This window comes from Maritalea porphyrae (assembly GCF_030159895.1).
Lineage (GTDB): Bacteria > Pseudomonadota > Alphaproteobacteria > Rhizobiales > Devosiaceae > Maritalea > Maritalea porphyrae.
Genome location: NZ_BSNI01000002.1, coordinates 1,593,280 through 1,615,252 on the forward strand (window position 1 = coordinate 1,593,280; position 21,973 = coordinate 1,615,252).

The 21,973-nt window shown below is 51.0% G+C and carries 23 protein-coding genes; 6 read left to right on the plus strand and 17 right to left on the minus strand.

Annotation, left to right across the window (positions count from 1 at the left end; genetic code table 11):
• Positions 1 to 79: 79 nt before the first annotated feature.
• The 11 genes from QQL65_RS11180 to aptA all read right to left on the minus strand — a co-directional run bounded on the left by QQL65_RS11180 (position 80) and on the right by aptA (position 10,876).
• Positions 80 to 1,069 (minus strand): ABC transporter substrate-binding protein, encoded by a 990-nt coding sequence (locus QQL65_RS11180; protein WP_379863357.1) that lies wholly within the window; start codon positions 1,067 to 1,069, stop codon positions 80 to 82.
• A gap of 53 nt (positions 1,070 to 1,122) precedes the next feature.
• Positions 1,123 to 1,986, minus strand: a complete 864-nt coding sequence (locus QQL65_RS11185; RefSeq protein ID WP_284364546.1) for an ABC transporter permease — start codon at positions 1,984 to 1,986, stop codon at positions 1,123 to 1,125.
• On the minus strand, positions 1,983 to 2,882 hold the full coding sequence (locus QQL65_RS11190; RefSeq protein WP_284364547.1) for an ABC transporter permease: 900 nt from the start codon (positions 2,880 to 2,882) through the stop codon (positions 1,983 to 1,985). The genes QQL65_RS11185 and QQL65_RS11190 overlap by 4 nt, the downstream gene beginning before the upstream one ends.
• Positions 2,872 to 3,657, minus strand: coding sequence for an ABC transporter ATP-binding protein (locus QQL65_RS11195; protein WP_284364548.1), 786 nt, complete (start codon positions 3,655 to 3,657; stop codon positions 2,872 to 2,874). The genes QQL65_RS11190 and QQL65_RS11195 overlap by 11 nt, the downstream gene beginning before the upstream one ends.
• A 6-nt stretch (positions 3,658 to 3,663) precedes the next feature.
• Positions 3,664 to 5,118, minus strand: a complete 1,455-nt coding sequence (gene hydA, locus QQL65_RS11200; protein ID WP_284364549.1) for a dihydropyrimidinase — start codon at positions 5,116 to 5,118, stop codon at positions 3,664 to 3,666.
• Positions 5,119 to 5,235: 117 nt separating this feature from the next.
• Positions 5,236 to 5,868 (minus strand): LysE family translocator, encoded by a 633-nt coding sequence (locus QQL65_RS11205; protein ID WP_284364551.1) that lies wholly within the window; start codon positions 5,866 to 5,868, stop codon positions 5,236 to 5,238.
• Between the two features lie 180 nt (positions 5,869 to 6,048).
• Positions 6,049 to 6,336: a GIY-YIG nuclease family protein gene (locus QQL65_RS11210; protein WP_284364552.1), complete on the minus strand. Its 288-nt coding sequence runs from the start codon at positions 6,334 to 6,336 to the stop codon at positions 6,049 to 6,051.
• A 160-nt stretch (positions 6,337 to 6,496) separates the two neighbouring features.
• Entirely contained in the window at positions 6,497 to 6,769 is a 273-nt protein-coding gene (locus QQL65_RS11215; protein WP_284364554.1) for a hypothetical protein, read from the minus strand.
• Complete coding sequence (locus tag QQL65_RS11220; RefSeq protein WP_284364555.1) at positions 6,766 to 8,016, minus strand: Zn-dependent hydrolase; 1,251 nt, start codon at positions 8,014 to 8,016, stop codon at positions 6,766 to 6,768. The genes QQL65_RS11215 and QQL65_RS11220 overlap by 4 nt, the downstream gene beginning before the upstream one ends.
• 44 nt (positions 8,017 to 8,060) lie before the next feature.
• A complete protein-coding gene (locus QQL65_RS11225) occupies positions 8,061 to 9,551 on the minus strand; it encodes a CoA-acylating methylmalonate-semialdehyde dehydrogenase (protein WP_284364557.1) in 1,491 nt (496 codons plus the stop codon).
• Entirely contained in the window at positions 9,551 to 10,876 is a 1,326-nt protein-coding gene (gene aptA, locus QQL65_RS11230; protein ID WP_284364560.1) for an omega-aminotransferase AptA, read from the minus strand. Before aptA ends, QQL65_RS11225 begins: the two co-directional genes overlap by 1 nt.
• 194 nt (positions 10,877 to 11,070) lie before the next feature.
• Between aptA and QQL65_RS11235 the strand changes: the two genes are divergently transcribed.
• Together QQL65_RS11235 and QQL65_RS11240 are read left to right on the plus strand one after the other, a co-directional pair.
• Positions 11,071 to 11,721, plus strand: coding sequence for a TetR family transcriptional regulator C-terminal domain-containing protein (locus QQL65_RS11235; protein ID WP_284364561.1), 651 nt, complete (start codon positions 11,071 to 11,073; stop codon positions 11,719 to 11,721).
• Positions 11,708 to 12,343 (plus strand): TetR family transcriptional regulator C-terminal domain-containing protein, encoded by a 636-nt coding sequence (locus QQL65_RS11240; protein ID WP_284364562.1) that lies wholly within the window; start codon positions 11,708 to 11,710, stop codon positions 12,341 to 12,343. The genes QQL65_RS11235 and QQL65_RS11240 overlap by 14 nt, the downstream gene beginning before the upstream one ends.
• Here QQL65_RS11240 and QQL65_RS11245 read toward each other — a convergent pair.
• Genes QQL65_RS11245 through QQL65_RS11255 form a run of 3 tightly spaced genes read right to left on the minus strand, consistent with a single transcriptional unit; the run spans position 12,340 to position 15,964 of the window.
• Positions 12,340 to 13,338, minus strand: a complete 999-nt coding sequence (locus QQL65_RS11245) for a DMT family transporter (protein WP_284364564.1) — start codon at positions 13,336 to 13,338, stop codon at positions 12,340 to 12,342. The two genes, QQL65_RS11240 and QQL65_RS11245, sit on opposite strands and share 4 nt — an antisense overlap.
• Complete coding sequence (gene preA / locus QQL65_RS11250; RefSeq protein ID WP_284364565.1) at positions 13,280 to 14,590, minus strand: NAD-dependent dihydropyrimidine dehydrogenase subunit PreA; 1,311 nt, start codon at positions 14,588 to 14,590, stop codon at positions 13,280 to 13,282. The genes QQL65_RS11245 and preA overlap by 59 nt, the downstream gene beginning before the upstream one ends.
• Positions 14,591 to 14,608: 18 nt before the next feature.
• Positions 14,609 to 15,964 carry an NAD(P)-dependent oxidoreductase gene (locus QQL65_RS11255; protein WP_284364566.1) on the minus strand — a complete coding sequence of 452 codons (1,356 nt, stop codon included), beginning with the start codon at positions 15,962 to 15,964 and terminating at the stop codon, positions 14,609 to 14,611.
• A gap of 400 nt (positions 15,965 to 16,364) precedes the next feature.
• Here QQL65_RS11255 and QQL65_RS11260 point away from each other — a divergent pair, with 400 nt between their 5' ends.
• Entirely contained in the window at positions 16,365 to 16,925 is a 561-nt protein-coding gene (locus QQL65_RS11260; protein ID WP_284366272.1) for a peroxiredoxin, read from the plus strand.
• A 56-nt stretch (positions 16,926 to 16,981) separates the two neighbouring features.
• Here QQL65_RS11260 and QQL65_RS11265 read toward each other — a convergent pair whose 3' ends face one another.
• The 3 genes from QQL65_RS11265 to QQL65_RS11275 all read right to left on the minus strand — a co-directional run bounded on the left by QQL65_RS11265 (position 16,982) and on the right by QQL65_RS11275 (position 19,037).
• Positions 16,982 to 17,650 carry a GntR family transcriptional regulator gene (locus tag QQL65_RS11265; RefSeq protein ID WP_284364567.1) on the minus strand — a complete coding sequence of 223 codons (669 nt, stop codon included), beginning with the start codon at positions 17,648 to 17,650 and terminating at the stop codon, positions 16,982 to 16,984.
• 107 nt (positions 17,651 to 17,757) lie between these two features.
• The gene (locus tag QQL65_RS11270) at positions 17,758 to 18,378 is read right to left on the minus strand and encodes a class I SAM-dependent methyltransferase (RefSeq protein WP_284364570.1); all 621 of its coding nucleotides are present in this window, start codon (positions 18,376 to 18,378) and stop codon (positions 17,758 to 17,760) included.
• Positions 18,375 to 19,037, minus strand: a complete 663-nt coding sequence (locus tag QQL65_RS11275; protein WP_284364572.1) for a DUF2306 domain-containing protein — start codon at positions 19,035 to 19,037, stop codon at positions 18,375 to 18,377. Before QQL65_RS11275 ends, QQL65_RS11270 begins: the two co-directional genes overlap by 4 nt.
• A 91-nt stretch (positions 19,038 to 19,128) precedes the next feature.
• On the opposite strand from QQL65_RS11275, the gene QQL65_RS11280 reads away from it, so the two are divergent.
• The 3 genes from QQL65_RS11280 to QQL65_RS11290 all read left to right on the plus strand — a co-directional run bounded on the left by QQL65_RS11280 (position 19,129) and on the right by QQL65_RS11290 (position 21,968).
• Positions 19,129 to 20,019: a LysR family transcriptional regulator gene (locus QQL65_RS11280; protein ID WP_284364574.1), complete on the plus strand. Its 891-nt coding sequence runs from the start codon at positions 19,129 to 19,131 to the stop codon at positions 20,017 to 20,019.
• A 398-nt stretch (positions 20,020 to 20,417) separates the two neighbouring features.
• A complete protein-coding gene (locus QQL65_RS11285; RefSeq protein WP_284364576.1) occupies positions 20,418 to 21,224 on the plus strand; it encodes a transporter substrate-binding domain-containing protein in 807 nt (268 codons plus the stop codon).
• Between the two features lie 78 nt (positions 21,225 to 21,302).
• Positions 21,303 to 21,968 (plus strand): amino acid ABC transporter permease, encoded by a 666-nt coding sequence (locus QQL65_RS11290; RefSeq protein WP_284364579.1) that lies wholly within the window; start codon positions 21,303 to 21,305, stop codon positions 21,966 to 21,968.
• The last annotated feature ends 5 nt before the right edge of the window (positions 21,969 to 21,973 follow it).

Below are 21,973 nucleotides of genomic sequence, written 5' to 3' on the forward strand. Positions count from 1 at the left end.
GTAAAAACCGCTTCCGCCACTGCGCAAAAAACGCGGCCAGAAGACCGCGTTCTTGTAATTCTTGATTTAGGAAAAATCCCTACATCATTTTGTCAGTAACAACTGAAGTCCATGCGTTTTGTGGTGGGCCAGAAATCACTGGGTCAGAACCACCAGCCAACAGAGTTGCAACAGTACGGTTGTAGTCGTCCTCGCTTAGACGGCCATCAGTGCCCGCTGTCAGCTTCGCAACTTCACGCATCATGCGACGTTGGTGCTCTTCTGTTTGTGCGCCAGTGTCATCATTTTCCAAAACGATGTCTGCCGCTTCATCCGGATTTTCTTCCGCATAGCGCCAGCCCTTCATTGAGGCTTGTACAAAGCGTGCAAGCTTGTCCACCATTGCAGGGTCTGCAAGGTCTTCCTCAAGCACATATAGGCCATCTTCCAATGTTGCCACGCCAGCATTTTCATACTTGAACGTCACCAAATCATCTTCAGATAGACCCGCATCAATGATCTGCCAATATTCGTTGTAGGTCATTGTTGAGACGCAGTCTGCTTGCTTTTGCAGAATTGGGTCAACGTTAAAGCCTTGCTTTAGAACGGTCACACCGCCATCGCTGCCATCTGTGGCTAGGCCCAACTGGCTCATCCATGAAAGGAACGGATATTCGTTACCAAAGAACCAAACGCCGAGTGTTTTGCCTGGGAAATCGTCTGGTGATTTGATGCCTGTATCTTTGCGGCAAGTCAGCATCATTCCAGAGCGCTTAAATGGCTGCGCGATATTGACCAAAGGCACGCCTTTTTCGCGTGATGCCAAAGCAGATGGCATCCAGTCAATAATCACGTCGGCGCCGCCGCCAGCAATCACTTGTGGTGGGGCAATATCTGGGCCACCGGCTTTGATTTCGATGTCCAGACCAGCTTCTTCATAAAAGCCTTTGTCCTTTGCCACATAGTAGCCAGCAAATTGGGCTTGCGTTACCCATTTGAGCTGCAATGTCAGCTTATCCGCGGCAAAGCCTGCCGTGGCCGCCATCAGGCTGGTGGCCAGCCCTAGGCCTAGTGCTAATGTCTTTTTCATTTCTATTTCCTCTCCTATAAACTGTGAGCGACCTCAACGATCCCTTATTATTGTTATTTGGATCGATACGAGGGGTGCCAAAATGTGACTGCCCGTTCCAGCAGGGCCAAAAGCCCGTAGGAAAGGGAGCCAGCAAGAGCTGCGACAAAAATCTCAGCCCAAACCATGTCGACATTCATCCGCCCAACTTCTGTGGAAATGCGGAAGCCCATGCCAACAATTGGAGTGCCGAAAAACTCGGCAACAATCGCGCCGATCAAAGCCAAAGTGGAATTGATCTTAAGCGCATTGAAAATAAACGGCATTGCTGCGGGTAGGCGCAGCTTAATCAACGTCTGCCAGTAATTGGATGCATATGTGTGCATCAAGTCCCGCTCGATATGCCCTGTGGCCCCAAGCCCGGCGACCGTGTTCACCAGCATTGGGAAGAAGGTCATGATGACCACAACCGCCGCTTTTGACGGCCAGTCAAAACCGAACCACATCACCATGATCGGCGCCATGCCAACAATCGGCAATGCAGCAACCAGATTGCCAATCGGCAGCAAGCCTTTGCGCAGGAACGGGATGCGATCCACAATGATCGCGGCGATAAAGCCAGAGCCGCAACCCATGACAAATCCGGCCAAAACTGCTTTCATATATGTCTGCTGGAAGTCAGCCCACAAGATGTCGAGCGAGGAGGTGATCCGCGCCCATATCATTGAAGGTGGTGGCAGCAAAACGGTTGGAACCGAGAAGCCGCGGCAAATACCTTCCCACAAAACCAGCAACGCAGCGCCAAACAGAACCGGAATCAGAATATCAACACCGGCCTGTACGGTTCTGTCTTTAAAGCGTCTTTTGGCCAATGCATTGTTGATCGCCCATGTGACAATCCAAAAGACCAAAGCTGTAACAATGAAAACCATGCTCATGCGACTACCCCCATCCGGCGGGTGACAGAGCGCCCGATTAGATCAATCACCATCACCAAAAGTGCCGCGAGAACAGCGGCAGCAATTAGCGCCGACCAGATTTGAATGGTCTGCCCATAGTAAGAACCTGAGAGCAAACGCGCACCCAAACCGGCAGAAGCGCCAGTGGGCAATTCGCCAACAATCGCGCCAACCAACGAGATGGCGACGGCGACCTTCATCGAGGTGAATAGGAACGGCACGGACGCTGGCCAGCGCAGTTTCCAGAACACTTGGGAACGGTTTGCGTTGTAAGTGCGCATTAAATCCAAATGCATCACCTCGGGTGAGCGTAAGCCCTTCACCATGCCAACAGCCACAGGGAAGAACGAGAGATACATTGAAATAATCGCTTTGGGCAAAAGGCCCGAAATACCGATGGCGTTCAGCACCACAATCACCATGGGCGCGATGGCCAATATGGGGATGGTTTGTGAGGTGATTATCCACGGCATTAGGCTTTTATCGAGCACTTTGGAATGCACAATACCAACGGCCAACAAAATGCCCAACCCCGTGCCAAGCGCAAAGCCGAGCAGGGTGGATGAAAGGGTCACCCACGTGTGATAGATCAGCGAGCGCTTAGAGGTGATTTTCTTTTCAACCGTCGTTTCCCAAATCTCTACCGCCACTTGATGTGGGGCGGGCAAAATAGGGCGCTTCTGCGCCATGGTTTTGGAAATCAATTCGCTGGTGGAAATCTCAACGCCGGCGCGTTCCGCCTGATCGCGCTCAAACGGTGCATTCAAGACCACGGTGAACACATACCAAAGCGCAAAAATCGCCAAAAGAACGGTGCCGATCGGGATGAGCCGATCATGCAATATTGCGGCAAATCCCTCTCGTTTAATGCTCATCGGCATGCCCCAGCTTTAAGCCTTCGCGGACCTGATGCGCAATTTCGATAAATCGCGGTGTTTCGCGAATATCAAGGGTGCGGTTGTCGCCCAAATCACAATCGATAATCTCATGGATGCGGCCAGGTCGCGGGCTCATAACCACAATTTTTGTCGACAAAAATACCGCTTCAGGAATGGAGTGGGTGACGAAAACCACGGTCTTCTTGGTCTTAGCCCAAAGTTCCAAAAGTTGCTCGTTCAAATAATCCCGCACAATCTCGTCGAGCGCGCCAAACGGTTCATCCATCAAGAGCATATCCGGGTCAAAGCTTAGCGACCGGGCAATCGAAGCGCGCTGTTGCATGCCGCCGGACAATTGCCAAGGAAACTTTTTCTCGAACCCGTCCAGATTGACCAATTCAAGGTTTTTCTTGATCAGAGCTTCACGTTCAGATTTGGGGATGCCCATCACTTCCAGCGGCAAGGAAATATTGCCGCCAATCGTGCGCCAAGGGTACAGTGCGGCGGCTTGAAACACATAGCCATAAGCGCGTTTCATCCGTGCTTCTTCAGGCGACATGCCATTGACTTGAATGTCGCCGCCCGTAGGCTTTTCCAAATCCGCAATCACCCGCAAAAGCGTGGTCTTGCCGCAACCTGACGGTCCGATAAACGAAACAAACTCGCCTTGATCGATAGTCAGATCAATGCCTTTGAGCGCATGCACCGGCCCGTCATTGGTTTCAAATGTGAGATCCAGATTGTTGCACTGGATCACCGTATTTTCGGCCATACTCAATTAAACCCCACTTGCCGGAATGCCAGTGCGCTCTACTTTGCGCGGCGCGGTGACTTGTTTCCACTTGGAAAGTGCTTTGTTGGTCGCCGTATATGGCTCGCGGCCAACAAATTCGCCATGGCCTTCTTCGGTTTTAACGGCGCCATCATCCACCACCACTTTGCCGCGGCTTAAGGTAAAGCGGGGCAAGCCCTTCACATGCTTGCCTTCAAACACATTGTAGTCGATTGCGGATTGCTGCGTGTCGGCTACGATGGTTTTTTCTTTATTCGGGTCCCAAACCACAAGGTCAGCATCGGCACCCACCAAAACAGCACCCTTTTTCGGGTACATATTAAGGATTTTTGCGATGTTGGTGGAGGTGACCGCCACGAATTCGTTCATGGTCAAACGACCCGTGCCAACGCCATGCGTCCAAAGCATTGGCATGCGGTCTTCAAGGCCACCGGTGCCGTTCGGGATTAGTGTGAAATTGTCGATACCGTTGCGTTTTTGCTCTGTTGTGAACGCGCAGTGATCTGTGGCGACAACTTGCAAGCTGCCAGACTGAAGACCTGCCCAAAGACTGTCTTGGTGCTTTTTGTTGCGGAACGGCGGCGACATCACGCGGCGTGCAGCATGGTCCCAATCTGGGTGCGCATATTCGCTATCATCAAGCGTGAGGTGCTGGATCAGCGGCTCGCCATAAGCACGGATGCCGTTTTGGCGTGCGCGACGGATCGCTTCATGCGCTTGCTCGCTTGAAGTGTGCACAATGTAGACGGGAACGCCCGCCATATCGGCAATCATAATTGCGCGGTTGGTGGCTTCGCCTTCAACCGCGGCTGGACGAGAATAGGCGTGTGCTTCTGGCCCATTATTGCCTTCTGCCAGCAATTGCGCCTGCATTTGCGCAACCACATCGCCATTTTCGGCGTGAACGAGGGGCAGGGCGCCGATTTCAGCGCAGCGCTTGAACGACGAGTACATTTCATCATCATCCACCATCAGCGCGCCTTTATAGGCCATGAAGTGCTTGAACGTGTTGATGCCGCGCTTGGTGACCTCAGGCATTTCGTTGAAAACCTGCTCACCCCACCATGTAATCGCCATATGGAATGAATAATCGCAGTTGGCGCGGCTCGATTTGTTGTCCCAACGGGTAATCGCTTCAAGCAAAGATTGGTTTGGGTCTGGCAAGCAGAAGTCCACCACCATCGTAGTGCCGCCGGCAACTGCGGCGCGGGTGCCACTTTCAAAATCATCAGAAGAATAGGTGCCCATAAATGGCATTTCGAGGTGGGTATGCGGATCGATACCACCTGGCATGATATATGCGCCGGTCGCGTCCAGCACCTCATCACCCGAAAGGTTCGGCCCAATTTCGGTGATCACCCCGCCTTCAATTTTGACGTCTGCGTCATAGGTTAGGTCTGCGGTGACAATTGTCCCGCCTTTGATCACTTTTGATGCCATTTGTTCCTCCTACAATTTCGTCTGCCCGCGATTGAGATGGGCTATTATTCGTTGTTTCTTTTGTCGCGCCTTTTGGCGTTCTTGTTTTTGTACGCTCGGTTTCGAGCTTTATTATTTCTAGGCCCTCAATGTGGCCAGTTTTGCGCCAAATCCTATGAAAATGGTGCCTGTTATGCCTTTGATCCAGCGTTGAACTGCCGTTGATTGGGTTACGCCAACAAGCTTTGTAAGCAACATCACCATGCCGAAAAACCAAATGCCGTTTATCGATGAGTGGATGAACACCAGCAAAAACACATTGGTTGCCGTCACTTCACCCAAAGGCAAAAACTGCGGAACGGCAGCGAGATAAAACATCGAGGTTTTGGGGTTCAAAATGTTGGTGAGAAAGCCTTCACCGAACGCTGCAACAATCGTACGTGTTCTCTTCGCGGGTGCAGTCTTGGAGACTTTGAATTCACCACGAATGGCCTGCAACAGCGCTTTGACGCCAATGTAAATCAGATAGGCAGCACCCAAGAGTTTGACGATGGTGAACGCAGTGGCGCTTTGCACCAAGATCACCGCAATGCCGAACACAACAAACGCACCCTGCAAATAAAATGACGCCATAAACCCCATCACCGCCGCAAGGCCCGCATTGCGACCCGACGTTGGCACGATTTTGGCGATCAACAAGCCGTTAGGGCCAGGTGAAATCACCAAAAGGGACGCCATGATGGCAAAGCTGATGAGGATGGTAAGTGTCATTTAGTTCTTGCTACCTTCTTTGTTACTTTTTTGATCCCGCATCAAGTGCGGGACGGTGTGTTGCCAAATTCCGCTTTCGATAATTTCGTTTTACCGCATTCATTTATCCGACGTTTGTCGGCCTAGCTCTCAGTTTCTGCCCCGTACCGCCCCGCACCTGATGCGGGGCCAATTCAAAGCCTAATATGGAATGTCAGCGGATACATCGCGCCATTCCGGGTTTACCTTTTCGATCAACTCATCTTTCCACTCGCGTCGCCATTTTTTTACCGTTCTTTCTCGGTGAACTGCTTCAACAGCTGTGGCAAATTTTTCGAAATAGACGAGTGTCCGAATATTGTATTTTTGTGTGTGCGTTGAGCCTTTCCCTGCTTTGTGTTGTTCGATCCTTTGTCTTAGTTCTCGCGCCGTCCCCACATAAATCGCACCTTTCGGCTTGTTCGCAAGAATGTAGACGTAGTGAGACATTTTTCATTGGTCCCGCATCAAGTGCGGGACGGTGCGAAAGGAAAAACATAGACCCATTTCAACAACGCTCTGCGCTTTGCATTCCAGTGCACACTTCAGTTCTCACAAGTCGCCTCCTTCATCCCGTACCGCCCCGCACTTGATGCGGGGCCACCTTAAATTAGTCTGATTTCGACACACCTTTAGCTTCAAGGTCTGTTGATAATATCCATAACGTGTTTGGGATTGGGTTGTGACACTCAAGACCCAAAGAAGTCACGTTTTCATCAAACCTTACCAAAAACCGCCCTAGAAAGTCGTTTTCTGTTCCTTCTTCGAGCAGTTGTCCAGCCTCACCAATGAGCTTCCAATAATTTTCATGTGCCTCGACGTCGGATGGCGGGGAAGTTGTCCCAAGCATACTTGCCAAGCGCACACGATCGCCTACTTTCACTCAACAATCTCCGCAGTCTCTACAACCGCGTGGAACAGAACGTCGGTGCCGGCCGCTGCCCATTCGGGTGAAATTTCCTCATCTTCATTGTGACTTAGCCCGTCAACGCAAGGACACATCACCATCGCGGTTGGGGCGGTGCGGTTGATCCAGCATGCATCATGTCCCGCGCCAGAAATCAGGTTGCGGTGCGAATAGCCAAGCCGTTCGGCCGCGTTGCGCACAGCGGTGACGCATTTTTCGTCAAATTTGACGGGGTCAAAGCCGCCAACTTTTTCAAGCTCAACAGCTAAGCCCATTTCGTCGCAAATCTCTTTTGCACCAGCGGCGAGGCGTTTTTCCATATCCTCAATCACGCTCAATTCTGGCGAGCGGAAATCCACGGTGAACACGACTTTGCCGGGGATCACGTTGCGTGAATTTGGGTAAACATCGATATGGCCAGCCGCGCCAACCGCGTCTGGCTTGTGCGACCATGCGATTTCATCAACAAGTTGCAATATCTTGGCCATGCCAAGCCCTGCATTTTTGCGCATTGGCATTGGAGTCGAGCCAGTGTGGCTTTCCTTACCCGTCACGGTTACTTGGGTCCAAGAAAGGCCCTGACCGTGAGTCACAACGCCAATGTCTTTACCTTCAGCTTCAAGAATTGGGCCTTGCTCAATGTGCAATTCAAAGAAGGCGTGCATCTTACGATCACCAACTTTTTCTTCGCCCTTCCAGCCGATGCGTTCTAGCTCGTCGCCAAATTTTAAGCCCTCGGCATCGGTACGGTCATAAGCCCAATCTTGCGTGTGCATGCCAGCAAAAACGCCAGAGGCCAGCATGGCAGGTGCAAAGCGGGTGCCTTCTTCGTTAGTCCAGTTGGTCACAACAATTGGGTGCTTGGTTTTGATGTTGAGGTCGTTCAGTGTGCGAATAATCTCAAGCCCGGCCAAAACGCCTAGCACACCGTCATATTTGCCGCCGGTTGGTTGGGTATCAAGGTGCGAACCGACATAGACGGGCAGGGCGTCTGGGTCGGTGCCTTCATGGCGCATGAACATGTTGCCCATCTGGTCAACACCCATGGTCATGCCGGCTTCTTCGCACCATTTGCGGAAAAGATGGCGGCCTTCACCGTCCTCGTCGGTGACGGTTTGACGATTATTGCCGCCGCGCAGCCCCGGGCCAATTTTCGCCATCTCCATCAAACTGTCCCACAAACGGTCGCCGTTGATACGCTGGTTAGTGCCTGGTGCTGCCATCGATCTTTTCCTTTAAGATTCTGCCTATAGTTTATCTGTGTCCATTAAGAAGGGAAGGTGAAAACTGCGCCTTCTTTTATGCCTTCGGGCCATCTTGTGGTCACGGTTTTAAGACGCGTGTAGAAATGCACGCCCTCTGGGCCATACATGCCATGCGCGCCAAAGCTTGAACGCTTCCAACCGCCAAAGCTGTGGAATGCCACTGGCACCGGAATCGGCACGTTTACGCCCACCATGCCCACTTCAATCTTGTCGGCAAATTCGCGAGCCGCGTCACCATCTCGGGTGAAAATGGCGGTGCCGTTGCCATATTCGTGCGCGTTGATCATATCAACCGCTTCGCCATAGTCCTTGGCACGCACAACTGACAATACGGGGCCGAAAATCTCTTCTTTGTAGATCGACATATCGGTGGTCACTTTGTCAAACAAAGTGCCGCCGACGAAGTAGCCATTTTCATAGCCTTGTGGAGAATAACCACGACCGTCGACCACAAGGTCTGCACCAGAAGCAACGCCTTGGTTGATATAGTCTTCAACCTTTTCCTTGTGCGCTTTGGTGATGACGGGCCCCATTTCAGCGTCTTTGTCGGTCGCTGGGCCTACCTTGAGCGCTTCCACGCGAGGTTTAAGCTTCTCAACCAGCGTGTCGGCGGTCTTTTCACCAATTGGCACCGCAACTGAAATTGCCATGCAGCGCTCGCCTGCTGAACCATAGCCCGCGCCCATCAAAGCATCAGCGGCTTTGTCCATGTCTGCATCCGGCATGATGATCATGTGGTTTTTTGCGCCGCCCAAAGCCTGCACACGTTTGCCCGCAGCGGTGCCGCGTTGATAGACATATTCCGCGATTGGGGTGGAGCCCACAAAGCTAACCGCTTTGATGTCTTGGTGATCAAGGATCGTATCCACGGCCAATTTATCGCCATGCACAACGTTAAGAACACCATCGGGGAACCCAGCTTCTTGGAACAAGTCCCAAGTCAACATGGGCGCCGATGGGTCACGCTCGGAGGGTTTGAGCACAAAGGTATTTCCGCACGCAATTGCCACGGGGAACATCCACATGGGCACCATTGCAGGGAAGTTGAACGGGGTAATACCCGCCACGACGCCAAGCGGCTTGCGGTCAGCATAAGTATCGATTGATGGGCCAACATTGCGGCTATAATCGCCCTTAAGAAGCGAAGGGATACCGCAAGCAAATTCCACCACTTCCAATCCGCGCTGGACTTCGCCCAAGGCGTCATCATGGGTTTTGCCATGTTCTTTAGAGATTTCGCGGGCAATGTCGTCGGCATGCTTGTTCAGCAGTTCAAGATATTTGAACATGTAGCGCGCGCGCTTCAAGGATGGGGTGTCGCCCCATTCAGGCGCGGCCGCTTTCGCTGCTGCAACCGCTGAATTTACCTCTTCCACAGTGGAAAGCGGCAGTTCAGCGCTCTGCTCGCCAGTTGCCGGATTGAACACCGGCACCCGGTTTGTCGAAGCGGAAGTCACGCGTTGGCCGTTGATGGCATTTTGAATAATAGTCATTAGTCGGCCTCATTCAGAACAGTGCGGAGCGTATCCACAAGCTGATCAATTTGGTCTTTGGAAATGATAAGTGGCGGTGACAACGCAATCGTGTCGCCGGTGGTGCGGATCAAAAGCCCACGCTCATAAGCGTCTAGGAAACAAGAGAATGCGCGCTTAGTTGGCTCGCCAGCAATTGGTTCCAGCTCAATCGCACCAATTAGCCCGATATTGCGAATATCAATCACATGCTTCGCGTCCTTAAGTGAATGCAGCGCATCTTCCCAATATTGCCCGACATCAGAAGCCCGGTCTAAAAGACCTTCTTCTTCATATGTCTCAAGTGTGGCCAAACCAGCCGCGCTGGCAATTGGGTTGCCCGAATAGGTGTAGCCGTGGAAGAACTCGATAAGGTGTTCTGGACCAGTCATAAAGGCATCGTGGATTTCATCACGCACAAATACCGCACCCATTGGAATCACGCCATTGGTGAGGCCCTTGGCCGTGGTGATAATGTCTGGCATTACGTCAAAATGCTGCGCCGCGAATGGTGATCCCAATCGGCCAAAGCCGGTGATCACTTCATCAAAGATCAGCAAAATGCCGTGCTTAGTGCAAATGTCGCGCAAGCGCTGCAAATAGCCTTTGGGCGGAATAAGCACGCCAGTTGAACCCGCAACAGGCTCGACAATTACCGCTGCGATCGTGGATGCGTCATGCACAGCCACAATGCGCTCCAACTCGTCCGCCAAGTTTGCACCATGCTCTGGCATGCCGCGCGTAAAGCTGTTTTGGTCGGGCAGGTGAGTGTGCGGCAGGTGATCAACGCCACCCAACAATGTGCCAAACATTTTGCGGTTTGGCATAATGCCGCCCACAGAAATGCCGCCAAAGTTTACGCCGTGATAGCCGCGTTCACGACCGATCAAGCGCGTGCGTGATCCTTCGCCTTTGACGCGCTGATAGGCGAGGGCGATTTTAAGCGCCGTATCCACCGACTCAGAGCCTGAATTGGTGAAAAACACATGGTCCATGCCTTTGGGCGAAATGTCAGTAAGACGAGTTGCCAGCTGGAAGGCTTTCGGGTGACCCATTTGAAATGCCGGCGCATAATCCAGCTCGGCGGCTTGCTTTTGGATCGCTTCAGTAATTTTTGGGCGACAGTGGCCCGCATTGCAACACCATAGGCCCGCGGTGCCATCAAGCACTTCGCGACCGTCCGCCGTTGCGTAATGCATGTCTTTTGCACCCACAAACATACGTGGTTGTTTCTTAAACTGGCGATTTGCCGTAAACGGCATCCAAAACGCGTTTAGATCGTTAGGCACAGTGGTAGTGTCAGTCATTTCCGCACCTCCCCCTCCTCGTTCGCTGCGGAATAGTCTAGTTTGGACACAGCTGATTTTTGTGCTACCCAAAAATTGACTATTTGATAAAACCTTAACCCATCTGACCATTTGGTCAAGTTTTATTTGCATGCAGCAAAAATTTGATAAAATGCCATAAATGGCGGTGAACAAAAGTGATCAAATCATAACAAATGACCAACGGCAACTTTAAAAAACCAAGTACGCGCAATCAAAAGAAGCAGGCGATCCTGGATGCAGCAGAGAAAATCTTTGCAGAGTACGGGTTTAAAGGGGCTACAACCCAAATGATCGCTGATTTTGCGGGTATTCCAAAGGCCAATTTGCACTACTATTTTCCCACCAAGGAAGCCCTTTATAGTCAGGTGGTGCAGAACATATTTGATATCTGGTTGGAAGCGGCCGATTCTTTTGATCAAAATATGGATCCAGCGATTGCGCTCGCAAGTTATATCAACAAAAAAATGGAAATTTCGCGTGCTCATCCAAATGGGTCCAAGGTTTGGGCCAACGAAGTGATGCACGGCGCGCCGATTATTCAAGACTATTTGGAGACGACCTTAAAAGAGTGGACGACCTCTCGCGAAGCCGTTATTCAGAGCTGGATAGACGAAGGGCGTATGGACAAAATCGATCCAAAGCACCTTCTATATATGATATGGGCCACGACCCAGCACTATGCGGATTTCGTGCATCAGGTTCAAACTTTGAACGATGGACAACCGTTTGATGATGGGGCATGGCAAGCCGCCACCCGAGATGTGAAAAAGATCATTCTCGCAGGGGTGGGGCTTCAAACTGGGGGTGATGATGGCGACCACTGAAGTGGAAAAACCGCAGCGCAAGACACGTATTCAGCGTGCAAACGAACAAAAGATTCTAGAAGCGGCACTGGAAGTGTTCTCACAACACGGATTTCGTGGATCAACCATCGATCAAATTTCAGAAGAAGCCGGCATGTCCAAGCCCAATCTCTTGTACTATTTCAAATCTAAGCAAGACATTCACGAGACATTGTTGTCGCGCTTGTTGGATAGCTGGCTGGACCCGATGCGCGAACTAAGCGCCGACGGTGATCCGCTCGAAGAAATTCTGAACTATGTGCGTCGCAAAATTGAAATGGCCCGCGACTATCCTCGGGAAAGCCGTTTGTTTGCGAATGAGATTATCCAAGGCGCGCCACGGATAAAGCCAATCCTGGGCGGAGAGATCAACGATCTTTTGAACTCAAAAGCAGCAATTATCGCCAATTGGATGGAAGAGGGTAAGCTTAAAAAAGTCGACCCCAAGCATTTGATCTTTTCGATCTGGGCAACGACACAGCATTACTCAGATTTTGAAGAGCAGGTGCGCGTAGTGCTTGGTCGCGGCATTGATGATCCTGCCGAATTTGAGAACACCAAAGCCTATTTGGAAAACATGTTCACATCTATGTTGAAGGTCTAACCTTCTTTAGCGAACGCCAAAACCAACAAAGCGATAACGGTGACCAATGCGCCCAAGGCGACGCTTGGATTTACCCAGCCGCGCCCCGAAACGCCTTCAATGACAATGATGAAGCTAGGCGTAAGATAGCCATAGCTCATCACCTTGGACGCAGGCAGCCGCAGGCTAGCATATTGCAGCAGGAAAAAGGTGAGGGCAGTGGTGAAAATGGTGAGGTACAAGCCCGCCCAATAAACAACTGCAGGCAGGTTGAGCCAATCGGTCGAAACTATGCCCCACGCCGCATAGATAGTTAGAACCACGGCGCAGGCAAGTAATGTCCAGAAAGAAAACATCACCACTGGTTCGCCTCGATTGAGTTTGCGTACAAGCGGCGCGTAGGCCCCGTGGCACACAACGCCGACGAAAAAGGTCATTTCCCCAGTACCAATGTTGAACGACAACAGTGCGTTCAAGTCACCACGGAAAATTACCCATACGGCACCTGCTGCTGCGATCAGCAGACTAATCATCATGCGCGGTGATACGCGTTGCGCCAAAAACAGAACACCGAACGCCGCCGAAATCATTGGCATTAGGGTAAAGACTGCACCCGTTGAAACGGGAGAGGCAATTTTGAGCGCCTCGAACATGGTGACGAAATAAACACCCATTAATGCGCCGAGAACCAGGAAGCGCTGGGGCGATTTGGGCAAGATCTGGCCGCGTTCGACCAGTTTGTTGCCGGTGAAAAAGGCGATTAGGCCCATCACAATTGCAGCCAGCATAAACCGCGACGCGCTCAATGCGCCTGGATCGATGTGCGGCGCGGCCAAAGCACCAAATGAGAAGCTTGCGGATATCAGCAAGGCAAACAGAATCATAGCAAAATGGCCGCGAAGTTTTTCGCGGCCATCAATCACCTGCCCATGATGTGGGGAGCGGGTGGTTTCAGTATTATTCGGCAGGTTCTGTGACTGCGCTTGGATTGTTTGGGTGCGTGGTCCAGTTGGCATAATTTGGATCAATCTCTTTTTGGGTGCGCGGGTCGACCCCGGAGATTTGCTCCATTGTAATGCAACTATCAACCGGACAGACATTTACGCACAGGTTACACCCAACGCATTCCTCGTCAATCACCTCAAACTTGCGTGCGCCATCCACCAAATCAGTGATTGCTTGGTGAGACGTATCTTCACAAGCAATGTGGCAGCGACCACATTTGATGCACAAATCTTGGTCGATCTTCGCTTTCGTGACGTAGTTGAGATTGAGATATTTCCAATCTGTCACGTTTGGCGCAGCACGTCCGACAAAATCGTCGATGCTGTCATATCCCTTTTGATCCATCCACTCGGACAGGCCAGAGATCATTTCTTGCACAATCTTAAAGCCATATGTCATCGCGGCTGTGCAGACTTGGACATTGCCACAACCAAGTGAGATGAACTCGGCCGCATCTTTCCATGTGGAGATGCCGCCAATGCCTGAAATTGGTAAGCCGGCTGTTTCCGGATCGCGGGCAATTTCGGCAACCATGTTCATCGCGATCGGCTTAACTGCTGGACCGCAATAACCGCCGTGAGAGCCTTTGCCATCGATTGTTGGCACCGGCGCAAAATTGTCCAAATCGACTTCAACAATCGAGTTGATGGTGTTGATCAAGCTCACAGCGTCCGCGCCGCCAGCTTTCGCCGCACGGGCAGGGTAGCGAACGTCGGTGATGTTTGGCGTGAGTTTCACAATCACTGGCTTGGAGTAGTATTTTTTGCACCACTCGGTGACCATTTGGATATATTCGGGCACTTGGCCAACTGCAGCGCCCATGCCGCGTTCGCTCATGCCGTGCGGACAGCCAAAGTTCAATTCGATGCCATCAACGCCCGTTTCTTCGACACGGGGCAGAATGTCCTTCCAAGCTTGTTCTTCACAAGGCACCATGATCGAGGCGATAATCGCGCGGTCTGGCCAACGCTTTTTCACTTCGGTCATTTCTTGCAGGTTGATTTCTAAAGAGCGGTCTGTGATCAACTCGATGTTGTTCAAGCCCATCAAGCGGCGATCAGGGCCAAAAATGGCGCCGTAGCGCGGCCCATTTACGTTGACCACTGGTGGGCCTTCTGAGCCAAGAGTTTTCCATACTACGCCACCCCAGCCCGCTTCAAATGCGCGCTCGACATTGTATGCTTTGTCAGTTGGGGGAGCAGACGCCAACCAAAAAGGGTTTGGCGATTTGATGCCCAAAAAGTCGGTCGTAAGATCAGCCATTTTTGTTCTCCTATTCGGTTAGCGTGTCAAAAAAGCGTGGATGCTTTCGGCGGCAAGTTTGCCGTCTTCCACAGATTCAACAGTTAAATCTTCGCCACCTGCAACGCAGTCGCCGCCCGCCCAAACTTTGGCGAGTGACGTCTTTCCGTCTTCGGTGATCTTTATGCGACGTGCTTCAAGCTCGATGCCAGCATCGCTCAAAACGCTTGAATCAAACTTTTGACCAATTGCCTTAAATACCTGATCCGCTTCGAGTTTTATTTTTTCGCCGGTTCCAGAGAGCTTGCCATTTTCTTGCGACGTATATTCAAGCTCAATGCCTGTGATTTCATTCGCATCGTTAGAAATGAGCGCTGTGGGTTGCAACCAATGGCGAATGACAACCCCATGGGTTTGCGCCAACTCTTGCTCATAAAGGCTGGCGTTCATTCCGTCTTGCCCGCGCCGGTAAGCGATGGTGACGTTTTCGGCGCCAAGCAATTTAGTTTGAATGGCGATGTCGATGGCGGTCATGCCACCACCGATCACCACCACATCGCGCCCAACAGGCAGGGAGCTCAAATCGTCGGTTTGGCGAAGCTTTTCAATGTAATCAACAGCGTCTAGGCAACCATCATTATCTTCGCCTTCAAGGCCTAGATCGTTGGTGTTGCCAAGTCCTACGCCGATAAATACAGCGTCAAAGTCGTCGCGCAATTGCTCAACAGAGATGTCGCGGCCAAGCGCTTGGTTGTTTTTGATCTCAATACCGCCGATGCCCAATACAAAGTCAACTTCTAGCTGAGCGAAGTTGTGAGTTGTCTTGTAAGCGGCGATACCATGTTCGTTGAGGCCACCTGCTTTTGCGCGCGCTTCAAATATCGTGACATCGTGACCATGCATCGCCAAGCGGTGCGCGCATGAAAGACCGGCAGGACCTGCGCCAACAACGGCGACGCGCTTGCCAGTCGAAGCGGCGCGCTTGAAGGGATGCTCTTTCGCGGTGGCCATCAAATGGTCGGTGGCATAGCGCTGAAGTTGGCCAATTTTAACTGGCTTACCTTCGGCTTCTTCGCGCACGCAAACTTCTTCGCAAAGTGTTTCCGTTGGGCAAACCCGGGCGCACATGCCGCCCAATATGTTCTGGTTCAGGATTGTCTTTGCTGAACCTGATGGGTTGTCGGCCGCGATTTCCCTGATGAAGAGGGGAATATCGATGCTGGTCGGGCACGCTGTCATGCAGGGCGCGTCATAGCAAAAATAGCATCGCTCGGCTTCGACCATGGCTTCATGGCGCGACAGCGGCGCGTGCAGATCCTCAAAATTGTTGTCATAGTCTATTTGGTCAAGGCGACCGGTGCGGATATCCCGCGTCGCGAAATCAGTTTCGCTCATCAATAGTCCTCCCCAGATTTGCCGCGGTACTTTGTATAAACGCGATCAGGTCTCCTCAAACCTAAACGCCAAAGCATGCCGGCAACACTTTCCTTCATCATATATCATTTGATATTTTTACCAAAAGGTCAAACATTTTCTGACCATTTAGTCAGGTTTTTTGAGTTGGTGGCTTTGTTTGCCTGACTTTCGCTCGCCAAGTGGTGCGTCAAAATGCTTGTTTAGAATCGTTCAAAAAAGGTTTCTCGCTTCTTGTTTTCAACAGCGCAGTGCGCTATCTAACATCTCACGAACTTCACAACAGGCATAGCTTTAAACACTGCAAGTCAACACTTGCAGTGATGATTCAAGTTTGTGCCAGAAGTTGCGAAGAACAAAGTGATTTATCAAAGGTGTGATGATGGCTACAGTTGGCAAAAACGTTCCAAATGTCGTGTTTAAGACCCGTGTACGCGACGAATCTATTGAAGGTCCAAACCCATTCCGTTGGGAAGACAAAACAACTGCGGATTATTTCGCTGGCAAGCGCGTTGTGCTTTTCTCGCTTCCAGGTGCATTCACACCAACTTGCTCGACATACCAATTGCCAAATTACGAGAAAATGTTTGGCGATTTCCAAGAAGAAGGCATCGACGCGATCTATTGCCTATCTGTGAACGACGCATTTGTGATGAACAAATGGGGTGAGTCGCAAGGCGTGAAGAATGTTGGTTTGATCCCAGATGGCTCTGGTGAGTTCACCCGCAAAATGGGCATGTTGGTCAAGAAAGACAATCTTGGATTTGGCCTGCGCTCATGGCGCTATGCAGCCGTGATTGACGATGGCGAGATTGTTGGTTGGTTCGAAGAAGCTGGCTTCCAAGACGATATCGACAGCGATCCATATGAGTTTTCAGCACCTGAATATGTGCTGACTTGGCTGCAAGACAATAAGCCATTCGCAAAAGAACAAGTCGCGTAACAGCAAAAGCGATTTAATTTTGAGAAATGCAAAGGGCGGGGAGAAATCCTCGCCCTTTATTTTGCTTCCTGGTTCTTCAGATAATTGATCAACGAGTCGGATGCGCCAAGAATGTGATCTTGCGTGAGCTTGGCTGCCAGTTCGGCATTGCGATCAATGCACGCTTCCAAAATGCCAATATGCTCTCGCCGTGCGCGGCTCATCCCGTCCGTTAGCACCAATTGCGCGCGCAAATAGCTTTCTATGCGGTCAAGCGTGGTCTTTACAATATGCAAGTGATAGGGGCGGTTCGCCCGCTCATATAGCGCATAGTGGAAGTTGCGGTTGAGTTCGCCATATTTGGCGGAATCTGTTTCTTCCGAAAAAGCGTCACAGTGTTTCTTTGCCAACGCCAGCGTTGCATCATCCATGTTTTCAACGGCATAGCGGATGACTTCGCCTTCAAGTAACGCGCGAAATTCAAAGATCTCTTGCACTTCGTCGGCAGACAATGATGAAACGGTGGTGCCGCGAAAACGCTCGGTTTTCACTAAGCCCTGCTGTTCTAGTCGAGACAACGCTTCGCGTACGGGGATACGTGACGTGTTGAACATTTCCGCCAGAGCATCTTGTCGCAAATGCTCGCCAGCTTTCAGCTCACCAGTGAAAATCGCTTCGCGCAGGGCCTCAAAAATCAGGTCTGCGGCGGAGGCTGCGGCGCGCACATTTACGGTGCTCAACTTCATGTTTTTTTGCTCAATTCAAATCAAATATTTTGCGACAACATATCTGACACTTATGAATTTCGCCAAGCCTCAATGTTAAACAATATCCGATTTGACCCGATTTTGCGTCATTCTGGGCGCCGTGCCACGATGTAGGGCGAAGCTTTGGCTTTGCCAAAGAACTTTTGCTCTAGAATTTCAAAACCGGCCTCAATCACCATGCTTTCAAGCTCATTTGTCGTGAGAAAGTGCAGCGTTGGCGGCGCGACCCCAAACAAGTTCATCACCGGAATAATCAAACGCGGCATTATCCCCATTTCCCCAGGGCAAACTGTTTTCGAGAGAAAAAGGCCGCCAGGTCGGAGTTGTTTGAACAGGCTTTTGATCGTTTTGTTTGGCTCTGGCACCAAGTGCAAAATGTGAAAGGCTGTGACAACATCAAATGGAGCATCTTCAAACGCCGTGTCAGCATTTGCCACCAAGAATTTAGCGCTATCCGGTGCCTGCTTGCTTTTCGCAATACCGATCATCTCAGGTGAAATGTCAGATGCGGTCCAGTTTGCGACATGTTTTGCCATGCGCACAGCAGTGCTACCTGTGCCGCAACCGATCTCCAACACCTTGTCTTCAGGCGAGAGGTACTTGCTGACTGCAGCCAGCATTTCTTCGTAGGACTGAACGTCTTTTACAGGTTTGGCGGCATAGCCCTTGGCCTGCTTGTCCCAGAATGTGGCGGTTTGCGTTGTCATGCGGCACTCCTGTTGCGCTGATTACGTCTGCTAGATGTAGTGCGAATTCTTATTTCTGCAATTGCCCAGTTGATCCCAAATCCAAGGCATATCATGGATGTGACAATATATTTGTCGATACCGCCCAGGATCAAAAAACACAGTCCGATTAATATCCCTTGCGTTGAGCCAGCAACGCCAATGGCAAATGCGCGGATCATCCAGGCGCGGTGGGCAACAAACTCGCGCTTTCTTGCATGGGAAACGGCAAGAATAATCGTGACCACCATTAATATCCCAAATACGAAGCGCACGGCTGCCATGGGCACTGTGGACATTTCTCCAATTGGATAGATGATTGTCATCATTGATCCAGTTATTGCCGAGATAAGGCCAGCAGTTGCGCCAATTCGACCGGCTACTCTGTGAACCCGAGGATGCTTGCCGCGAAAGTGGGGATTAAACTGAAAACACGCGATAAGACAAAAAATGCTGCCAAAAACGATGTGCAGAATAATGGGTGCGGGAATTTCCAGCATGTGCGCAAAGCCGGGTTCTGTCGCCAAACTTTGCTCACCACCCGCCAGCCAGATCAGCCGGGATATGGTTAGTGCCACGGGGATGAATACGATTAGCAACAGCAGGAATGTGATGCGCCAATGGCGCCAAAATGTGATCATGTCCGGTCTCTCTCCAGTCTTGGAGATAAGATAGCTATGCGCGGATATCATAGGAATTGCTTCAAAACGTGGTTCTGATATACGTAAACATATGAACTGGCAGGAAGTAGACTTCGATTGGAACCAAATTCGCGCTTTTTTGGCAACGGCCGAAGCGGGGAGCTTCAGCGGTGCGGCGCGCGCGCTATCGACGACACAGCCCACCATTACGCGGCAGATCGCGGGGTTGGAAAAGTCGCTGCAATTGACTTTGTTTGAAAGGAGCACGCGCGGTCTGACGATGACTGAGGCAGGAGGCCTGCTGTTTGAACATGTAAAGGATATGGGTGGCGCAGCCAGTCGTATTTCGATGGTTGCTCAGGGGTTCAATACCGATATTGCAGGCGAAGTCTCAATTACAGCGGTCGACTTTGTTTGCGTTCAGTTTCTGATTGAAGCCATAAGGCGGCTGAAAAAGCAGGCGCCAAATTTGCGGATTAAGGTTCTGGCCTCCGACGAAGTTCAAGACCTTAGACATCGAGATGCCGATATCGCAATACGTCATGTCCGGCCGCAGGACCCTGAATTGATGGCAAAACTGATTGCCAATTGGTCCGCAAGTTTTCACGCTTCGCCAGCCTATATTGAGCAATCAGGATTGCTGATAGATGGCAAGAACGCAGATTCGGTAGAAATTGTAGGGCCGCGAGATCCGGTGCCGTTTCAAAAAATGTGCGCCGACTTAGGTATCGATTTAAGGCTTGAGCAGTTCACGATGCCCACAACTAGCGCGCTCGTGGCTTATGAGATGGTGCGTGAAGGGCTTGGCGTAGGGATAGTCGCGGAGAATGTTGCGAGAAACGACCCCCAAATGAAGCGTATTTGGCCCCATGTCCCTGCATTTGACTTTCCTGTTTGGCTGGTAACGCACCGCGAACTGCACACCTCGAAAAAGATTCGCTTGGTCTTTGATGTGCTTGAGCAGGTTCTAAAGCAGGCTTAGTTGCTTCTCTTTTTCAAAACAAAACCTTCAATCTGATCAAAGAATGCGACCTTACCTACCCAAATCTCGCGCCAAGTTGCGCGTTGGCCAAAGATTGTATCCAATTTTTTGCGAGCCGAGCTTTGAATGCAACTGACTGGAATATAGCGGTTTTTTAAGTTTTTAGGTTCTGGTTGTCCGCCGAGAATGAATAAAAAATAAAGAATATTGTAGATTGTATCCAATCTTGGTGTTATAGACGGAATTGTAAAGGGCGAGACGCCTGTCGCGTTTCCTTTGCTGAGTTAGCCGCCTGTTAATTGAACATCCGCTGTTGGCGTGGGTTGAAATTGTGGGGCAGGCGGCGCTCAGCGGGACGCGGGATTGTTTCGTCAAGAAAACACCCGGGAGGTAAGAAAATGAAATTTTTGAAATTGGCCGCTGCGGCGGCAGTTGTTGCAACATTGGCAACGCCAGCAGCGCTTGCTGACAAACTCGACGACGTAATTAACAATGGCGTGTTGCGCTGCGCGGTTGTGTTGGATTTTCCACCAATTGGCTATCGCGATGCGAACAACGAACCTGCTGGTTTTGACGTTGAATATTGTAACGATATGGCCGCAGCGTTGGACGTTGATGCTGAAGTGATCCCCGTAACATGGGCTGAGCGTTTGCCAGCGATTGTGACCAACCGTGCAGACATCGTATTTGGTGGCACATCAGATTCACTTGAGCGTGCAAAAACAGTCGGCTTCTCAATTCCTTACGCAATCTATTTTGCGCAAGCAGTTGTGGGTAAAGACAGCGGCATCACATCTTTTGAAGATATGAAGGGCAAACGCGTTGCAGCTGCAGTAGGTACCGTACCTGAGCAAGAGTGGCTGAAGATTGCTGAGCAGTGGGGTGAAGAGAACCTTTATCAAGGCTATCAGAGTGAGAACGAAGTATTCTTGGCTGTTGCACAAGGTAAAGCAGACGCTGGCATCACCACCAACACAGCGGTTAAGCCGATCACGGATCAGTATGACACTGTAGTGCCTGGCCCACGTATGCCTTGGACAACTGATTACACTTCAGTTGCAGGTCCACGTAAAGACGTAACATGGCTCAACTACATCAACCTGTTCATCACCCATCAGGTGCGTTCAGGCCGTTACGAAGAGCTATGGCAGAAATATGTTGGCGACACAGCACCTGAGCTGCGTATCCCAGGCGTATTGTACTAATCCCTTAACCTTTAAACCCTTCTGCTCGCGGCATTTGTCGCGGGCAGAGTTCGAACCAAAAGGAAAGGAGGAGGCCCGATGAATTTCGAATACACATTCCATTGGCGTCCGGTGATGCGCAAGCTGCCCGACTTGCTCGAAGCAAGTTTGGTCACACTGCAAGTCTCTGTGCTCTCCATGATTATTGGCATTGTCTTAGGTTTGGTGTTGGCGCTATTGCGCATGAACGGTCCAAAACCCTTGGCGTGGATTGCAAGCGCATGGGTGGAAACAGCACGCAACACGCCTGCCTTGTTCCAACTCTTCTTCTTCTCTTTTGGTTTGGGTGCATTTGGCATGCACTTAACGCCATACTTGATCGTTTTGTTTGGCCTAACGTTTAACAATGCAGGATATTTGGCGGAAAACTTCCGTGGTGGCTTTCAAGCCGTTCCTGATACACAATTACGGGCTGCGCGTTCGCTTGGCATGTCAGCTTGGCAAAGCTACACGCGGATCATTATCCCGCAAGTATTCCGCATTGTTTATCACCCAATGACCAACCAGTTGGTGTGGGCAGTCTTGATGAGTTCATTGGCAATGATTGTCGGTTTCCGCGAGCTGGCTGGCGAAACTCAGGCTCTGGCGTTCAAAACATTCCGCATCTTTGAATATTTCGCAGTCACGGCGCTTATTTATTACGCCATGGTCAAAATCATTCTCGGCATCTCCCGGCTTATCGCCTGGCGCATGTTCCGGTACTAGGGAGG